General features: G+C 73.2%; 5 protein-coding genes and 1 pseudogene. All 6 read right to left on the reverse strand.

The window, feature by feature from the left end; all coding sequences use genetic code 11:
- Positions 1–133 precede the first annotated feature (133 nt).
- A complete protein-coding gene (locus tag ABZ836_RS05005) occupies positions 134–895 on the reverse strand; it encodes a TIGR03936 family radical SAM-associated protein (RefSeq protein ID WP_356136384.1) in 762 nt (253 codons plus the stop codon).
- A gap of 46 nt (positions 896–941) precedes the next feature.
- On the reverse strand, positions 942–2,102 hold the full coding sequence (locus ABZ836_RS05010; RefSeq protein WP_361139298.1) for a hypothetical protein: 1,161 nt from the start codon (positions 2,100–2,102) through the stop codon (positions 942–944).
- 147 nt (positions 2,103–2,249) lie between these two features.
- On the reverse strand, positions 2,250–4,214 hold the full coding sequence (locus ABZ836_RS05015) for a TIGR03960 family B12-binding radical SAM protein (protein ID WP_361139301.1): 1,965 nt from the start codon (positions 4,212–4,214) through the stop codon (positions 2,250–2,252).
- 154 nt (positions 4,215–4,368) lie between these two features.
- Positions 4,369–5,877: a CYTH and CHAD domain-containing protein gene (locus tag ABZ836_RS05020; protein ID WP_361139304.1), complete on the reverse strand. Its 1,509-nt coding sequence runs from the start codon at positions 5,875–5,877 to the stop codon at positions 4,369–4,371.
- Between the two features lie 188 nt (positions 5,878–6,065).
- The gene (rodA, locus tag ABZ836_RS05025; RefSeq protein ID WP_356136392.1) at positions 6,066–7,268 is read right to left on the reverse strand and encodes a rod shape-determining protein RodA; all 1,203 of its coding nucleotides are present in this window, start codon (positions 7,266–7,268) and stop codon (positions 6,066–6,068) included.
- A gap of 41 nt (positions 7,269–7,309) precedes the next feature.
- A pseudogene (locus ABZ836_RS05030) lies at positions 7,310–7,412 on the reverse strand (dTDP-4-keto-6-deoxy-D-glucose epimerase); the annotation flags it as partial.

A 7,412-nucleotide genomic window follows, 5' to 3' on the forward strand; every position in this document is an offset into this window, starting at 1 on the left:
GGGAGCACTACTAGTCCTGTCTCGCCGGTTCCGTCCGCCGATTTGCGGACGGCCTGGCGAAAGTCTTGTGGTCGTGCGCGCTGCCCGACCCAGGTGGCTCCCGAGTATCAGGGCGGCGCTACGGCGTTCGTCCCTACGCGGGACCTTCCGGCGCCGGCGCCTGCGCGGCGGCAGAGGAGTCTGCCTCGCGGTCGGGCGCGAGCGGGTCGGTCACCGTGCCGGTCTCTTCGTCGAAGAGCCCCTGCGCCAGCCTGGTCACCGCTGCGGGGACGGGCGGCGCCAGGTCAGCCACCACACGGAGGCCGGACAGGACGTCGTCGGGTCGCACGGCAGGCGTCACGTGCCGAACAACCAGGCGCAGTATCGCACAGGGGTGGTCGCCGGGCCCATCGTCGCCACCGGCCGCCCGGGCTTCCAGGCTGACGACGGCGCCTCGGGCGTCGAAGGTGCGGACACCGTTCTTCGTCATGCGTTGCACTTCGACGGTCTCGGCCTTCGTGAAGGCCTCGACCGCGCGGGCCGCGTCCTCGGGGGCCACGCCGTCCAGGCGGAGCTCCCACTCGGACGCCGTGAGCCGGTCGGCGAGGCCCGACGTGCGGGCCTCCACCGCGTCGATCACGTCGAGCCCGTCGGGCAGCGACTCGTCGAGCAGCTCACGCAGCTTCCGCGGGTCACGCGACTCGGTGAGCGCGATCTCCAGGTACTCCGCCTCACTGCCCGTGCCGGTGGGTGCGGCATTGGCGTACGACACCTTCGGATGCGGCGTGAACCCCGCCGAGTACGCCATGGGTACGTCGGCGCGGCGCAGCGCGCGCTCGAAGGCGCGCTGGAAGTCGCGGTGGCTGGTGAACCGGAGGCGGCCGCGCTTGGTGTAACGCAGTCGGATGCGCTGCACGGCGGGTGCCGGCGGCGGGCCTTCGGGCTGTCGCTTGCCCAGTGCTCTAATCCTTCGTGAGTGCGGTCGTACTGCTACCAAGAGTACGCGCTCCCGGGCCCGCGGGTTCCCGCCGGTCCCGGGGAAGTGGTGCCGCGGGGGCCTTGCGGGGGCTGCCGAAGAGGGCGGTCCGCACCTCTTGGCGCAGCTCACGGACCGTCAACCGGGCGGCGGCCACGGTGTCGCGCACACCGCGGCCCGCGGCCCGTGCCGTCCGGCCGAGGGGGCGCAGCACGGTGTCGCGGACGAGCCGTCCGGCGGGCGCCAGCACCGCCCGGTAGGCCCACCGGACCGGGTCGACGAGGATCCACCGCAGCAGCCGCAGCAGGAGACGGCCGGCGGCCAGGGAGATCCGTCCGGCGACCCTCCAGGCGTGTCCGAGCGCCTCCCCGGCCTCGCGCAGGATCACCGCGAGCACCCGTCCAACGGCGCGCAGCGGCACGACCACCAGCCACCGGACCAGCCAGACCGTCACGGCAGCGACGCCCCGGGCGCACCGGGCGGCGCCGTGGCCGAGCGGGGTGAGCACCCAGCGGTACAGCGCCACGGCGGGAGCGACCACCAGCCACCGCACCAGCCAAATCAGACCGTGCCCGAGCGGCGTCAGCACCCACCGGTACAGCCACGCCGCCGGGATCGCCACCAGCACGCGGCCCAGCCACGCCACCGCGGCGGCGGCGCCGCGCCCGCCCTGCCGCAGCGACCGCCACAGCCACCGCCCCGCGGACGCCGCCGCGCGGCCGAGCGGCGCCAGCACCCACCGGTACAGCGCCTCAGCCGGGGCGGCCACCAGCCACCGGGCGAGCCACACCCCCGTGACGGCGATCCCCCGCCCGGCCCGCAGCAGCAGCCACCCGAGGCCGCGTGCGACGAAGGCCACGGCCCGCCCGGCCGGCGCCAGCAGCCACCGGTACACCCACCGGGCCGGTGTCAGGACCAGCATCCGGCCCAGCCACCGCGCGGTCCGGTCGAGGCCGCGCCAGGCGGGGCCCAGGACGGCGGTCCACAGGAGCCGTCCGGTGGCCACGACCAGGTCCCACAGCATCCGCAGCGGCAGCACCACCACCAGCGCGACGATCCGCACCGGCAGCCGCACCGCCGCGACCAGGCATCCCTGACCCCCCGGCGTTCCGCCTCGCTCCGGGAGCCGTTCCCTCGTCTTCTCCACGTCCGGTAGGACGCGCGGAAGGGGGCCGGGCGATGCCTCTGTCACCGAACCGGTACGTACGCCTGCGCCTACGCCTACGACGACGCCGCCGCTCCCCTGCGGGATGCGGCGGCGTCGTGCGGCGTTGCGCGGGTGGGGCAGGCCGGGTCAGTGGCTGTGGCTGTGGCTGTGGCCGCCGGCGGCCCCGGCGGGCTGCTTGACGGTCAGCGGCAGCAGCTTCTTGCCGGTGGGGCCGATCTGGATCGTGGTGTCCATGGCCGGGCAGACGCCGCAGTCGAAGCAGGGCGTCCAGCGGCAGTCGTCGACCTCGGTCTCGTCGAGGGCGTCCTGCCAGTCCTCCCAGAGCCAGTCCTTGTCGAGACCGGAGTCCAGGTGGTCCCATGGCAGGACCTCCTCGTAGGAGCGCTCGCGGGTGGTGTACCAGTCGACGTCCACGCCGTGCGGGGCGAGGGCCTTGCCGGCGCAGGCCATCCAGCGGTCGTAGGAGAAGTGCTCGCGCCAGCCGTCGAAGCGGCCGCCGTCCTCGTAGACGGCGCGGATCACGTCGCCGATGCGGCGGTCGCCGCGGGAGAGCAGTCCCTCGACGATGCCGGGCTTGCCGTCGTGGTAGCGGAAGCCGATGGAGCGGCCGTACTTCTTGTCGCCGCGGATCTTGTCGCGCAGTTTCTCCAGGCGGGCGTCGGTCTCCTCGGCGGAGAGCTGCGGCGCCCACTGGAACGGGGTGTGCGGCTTGGGCACGAAGCCGCCGATGGAGACGGTGCAGCGGATGTCGTTGGAGCCGGAGACCTCGCGGCCCTTGGCGATCACCCGGGTCGCCATGTCGGCGATCTGCAGCACGTCGTCGTCGGTCTCGGTGGGCAGGCCGCACATGAAGTACAGCTTCACCTGGCGCCAGCCGTTGCCGTAGGCGGTGGCGACGGTGCGGATCAGGTCGTCCTCGGAGACCATCTTGTTGATGACCTTGCGGATGCGCTCGCTGCCGCCCTCGGGGGCGAAGGTCAGGCCGGAGCGGCGTCCGTTGCGGGTCAGCTCGTTGGCCAGGTCGATGTTGAAGGCGTCGACGCGGGTGGAGGGCAGCGAGAGGCCGACCTTGTCCTCCTCGTAGCGGTCCGCGAGGCCCTTGGCGATGTCGCCGATCTCGGAGTGGTCCGCGGAGGACAGCGACAGCAGGCCGACCTCCTCGAACCCGGTGGCCTTGAGGCCCTTCTCGACCATCTCGCCGATGCCGGTGATGGAACGCTCGCGCACCGGGCGGGTGATCATGCCGGCCTGGCAGAAGCGGCAGCCGCGGGTGCAGCCGCGGAAGATCTCCACGGACATCCGCTCGTGCACCGTCTCGGCCAGCGGGACCAGCGGCTGCTTGGGGTAGGGCCACTCGTCGAGGTCCATCACGGTGTGCTTGGACACTCGCCACGGCACGCCGGAGCGGTTGGGCACCACGCGGGCGATCCGGCCGTCGGGCAGGTACTCGACGTCGTAGAAGCGCGGGATGTAGACGGCGCCGGTCCTCGCCAGGCGCAGCAGCACCTCGTCGCGCCCGCCGGGGCGGCCTTCGGCCTTCCAGCCGCGGATGATCTCCGTCATGTCGAGCACGGCCTGCTCGCCGTCGCCGATGATCGCGGCGTCGATGAAGTCGGCGATCGGCTCGGGGTTGAACGCGGCGTGTCCGCCGGCCAGGACGATCGGGTCGTCCGGGCCGCGGTCCTTCGACTCCAGCGGGACACCCGCCAGGTCGAGTGCGGTCAGCATGTTGGTGTAGCCGAGCTCGGTGGAGAAGGAGAGCCCGAAGACGTCGAACGCGCCGACGGGGCGGTGGCTGTCCACGGTGAACTGCGGGACGCCGTGCTCCCGCATCAGCGCCTCCATGTCCGGCCAGACGCTGTAAGTGCGCTCGGCGAGGACGCCGTCACGCTCGTTGAGGACCTCGTAGAGGATCTGGACGCCCTGGTTGGGCAGGCCGACCTCGTACGCGTCCGGGTACATGAGCGCCCACCGGACGTCGCACGAGTCCCAGGGCTTGACGGTGGAGTTGAGCTCGCCGCCCACGTACTGGATCGGCTTCTGCACATGCGGGAGCAGAGCTTCGAGCTGCGGGAAGACCGATTCGGACATCCTTGAACCTTCATGAGCGGACTGGGGTGCTCCTCCCCGCCGGGCCCCACCGGTCTTCCGGCCAGGCCCTGCCGGGTTTCCGGCCGGGGTCCGGCCGGGTTGCGGCCGGGGGAGGATGACTCTCAAGCGTACCCGCAGTGCGCCGCCCCTCAGGTCACCCCTTCGGACGAGCCCGGCGGGCCACCTCCGCCCAGCGCGCGGGCAGCTCCGCCTCGGTCAGGGCGGCCGTCCTCTCCTCCCGCCCGTAGAGGACGCCCCAGGAGAACGCGGGCTCGCCGGCTGCGGCGGCGTCCTCGGCGAGGGTGCGCAGGGCCTGGCGGGACATCACGCTGTCCTGGTGTTCGCCGAGCGGACGCTGGAGGGACTTGGCGTCGCGGGAGAGCCGCCGGGCCGCCTTGCCGAGGGCGGGAGCGGCGGCCTCGGCGGCGTACCGGGTGCGCTTGGCCTTCTTGCGGGCCTCGTGGAGGGCGGTGTCGCGCTCGGGGCCGGGCTCCAGCGCCAGTGCCCGCTCGATCCGGCGGGAGAGCCGCCGGAACTCCTTGTCCAGGGCCTTGGCCAGCGGCTTGCCCGGTTTCCGGGCGGCGGCCTTGCGCAGCGGCGGGTCGGCGAGGAAGGCGTCGAGGGCGGTGAGGAGCTCCAGGTAGCGGCGGCTGTCGAGGGCGGCGGCGACCCGGGGGCGGCTGGCGCCGCGGCGGGTGCCGGACCAGAGGGTCAGCCGCTCGCGGGCCGGGCCGGTCCGCAGGTGGCCGGGAAGGGCGTCCAGGGCGGCGGCGAGGCGTTCGTCGAGGACCTCCTGGTCGCGGTCGACGCCGAGTTCGCGGGTGAGCCACTGCAGTTCGGCGGCGAGCGGGGCGACGGCCTCGCGGTCGAGCAGCGCGCGGTAGGCGCGGAGGGCGGAGCGCAGGCGGCGGGTCGCCACGCGCAGGTCGTGGACGGAATCCGGGAGGTCCCGCCGGACGGCGGGGTCCAGGGCGACGAGCCGGTCGCGCTGGGCGCGGAGGTAGGCGAGGACGTGGTCCCCGGCCGTGACCGGCTTCCGTCGGCGGGGCGCCGGACCGTCGCCGTCGGGGTCGGTCTCCGTCAGGGCGCGGGCCAGCTTGGACGGCACGTCGGAGGGGCGGACGCCGGCCCGGCGGAACCGCTTCTCCACCAGGTCGAGCAGCTCCGGGTCGACGCCCTCGGCGAGCTCGACCTCGATCTCGGTCCACTGGGCCTCGCCGTGCCCGCCCACCAGCCGCTCGGCGTGCACGGCGTCGGCACTGGCCTCGGCGAGCAGCCGTCCCTCCGCGTCGCGCAGCTCGCGCACGTCCCGGACGGAGCGGAGGCGGACCACGGGGACGACCCGGGCGCCGAGGGTGCGGGAGCGGATCAGCCGCAGCAGTTCGGCGGGGGGCTCGTCGGTGAGCGGCGTGCCGATCTCGTCCCGGGTGTCGGGCCCGACGGGGAGCTTGAGGTGCCAGCCGGGGGTGGAGCCGCCGGTGCGGCGGCGCAGCGTCACCGAGGAGGCGGCCAGGCGGAGGTCGGGGGTGTCGTAGTAGACGGCGTCCAGCTCCGTCACCCCCTGGTCCACGACGGTGGCGATGCCGCCCACGTTGGTCAGGTCGGGGAGCCCACTGTCCCGGGACTCGAATTTCCGCTCGATCTCACGTGTGGTGTCCGCCATACACCTGAGGCTAACCGCGCGGGGCCCCGAACGGCGGCACGGCGCAGGCGCGGCCCACCGGCACGGCTCCCTTCCGAGCACGGAGTCACCATCGGGAAGTCACGGAGAACGGGGCGGTTCCCCACCCCGCGTGCGGGTGGGGAACCACCCCGTCGGTGCTCCGCGCTCCGTGCTGGGCCCGGACCCGCTCAGGCGGAGACCGGCCGTTGCAGGCGGATGGACTGGAGCAGGCCGACCGCGATCCAGACGGCGAACATGGACGAGCCGCCGTAGGACACGAACGGCAGCGGCAGACCGGCCACCGGCATGATCCCCAGCGTCATCCCGACGTTCTCGAAGGACTGGAAGGCGAACCAGGCGATGATGCCCGCGGCGACGATCGTGCCGTAGAGCTCGGTGGTCTCGCGCGCGATGCGGCAGGCCCGCCACAGCACCACGCCGATCAGCAGCAGTATCAGCGCGCCGCCCACGAAGCCGAGCTCCTCGCCCGCCACCGTGAAGATGAAGTCCGTCTGCTGCTCCGGGACGAACTGGCCGGTGGTCTGGGAGCCCTGGAAGAGGCCCGAGCCGGTCAGGCCGCCGGAGCCGATGGCGATACGGGCCTGGTTGGTGTTGTAGCCGACGCCGGCCGGGTCGAGCTCGGGGTTGGCGAAGGCCGCGAAGCGGTTGATCTGGTACTCGTCCAGCACGCCGAGCTGCCAGACGGCGATCGCCCCGACGGCCCCGGCGCCGATCAGCCCGAGCACCCACCGGTTGGACGCGCCGGAGGCCAGCAGCACGCCCAGCACGATCACCACCATGACCATGACCGACCCGAGGTCGGGCATCAGCATCACGATCAGCATGGGCAGCGCGGCCAGTCCGAGCGCCAGGAGCACCGTGCGGTGGTCCGGGTGCTCGCGGTCGCCCGCGTCGACGCGGGCGGCGAGCAGCATCGCCATGCCGAGGATGATGGTGATCTTGACGAACTCGGACGGCTGGAGCGAGAAGCCGCCGCCGAGCTTGATCCAGGCGTGGGCGCCGTTGATGGTGGCGCCCAGCGGGGTGAGCACCAGCACGATCAGCAGGACCGAGATGCCGTACAGGATCGGCACCGCGCCGCGCAGGGTGCGGTGGCCGAGCCAGATGACGCCGGCCATCAGGGCGATGCCGATGCCGGTGTTCATCAGGTGGCGGACCAGGAAGTAGTACGGGTCGCCCTGGTTGAGCTCGGTGCGGTTGCGGGTGGCCGAGTAGACCAGCACCGTGCCGATCAGGCTGAGGGCCAGGGCGGACAGCAGTATCGGCCAGTCCAGCCGCCGGGCCGCCGAATCGCGCGCGACCAGACGGGCCCAGGCGGACCGCTCGGGCCCGTACCCGGAGACGGAGAAGCTGTTCACTCCGACGCTCATGAGCACCTGCTTCCCGGTCGGCCGGAGCGGCGGCCGACGCCCTGGTTCCCGGCGACGTAGCCGCCGGAGAGCATGTACGACATGACCGTGTCGTCCTCGAGGGAGACGAAGGCGTGGCCGAGGCCGACCGGGAAGTACATGGCG

This window comes from Streptomyces sp. NPDC047130, assembly GCF_040643475.1.
In the GTDB taxonomy this organism is placed as follows: Bacteria; Actinomycetota; Actinomycetes; order Streptomycetales; family Streptomycetaceae; genus Streptomyces.

Bases quoted from the DNA above. Each gene is read 5' to 3' on its own strand.
- ABZ836_RS05015 (WP_361139301.1), bottom strand. From the start codon at position 4,214: ATGTCCGAATCGGTCTTCCCGCAGCTCGAAGCTCTGCTCCCGCATGTG.
- ABZ836_RS05020 (WP_361139304.1), bottom strand. From the start codon at position 5,877: ATGGCGGACACCACACGTGAGATCGAGCGGAAATTCGAGTCCCGGGAC.
- rodA (WP_356136392.1), bottom strand. From the start codon at position 7,268: ATGAGCGTCGGAGTGAACAGCTTCTCCGTCTCCGGGTACGGGCCCGAG.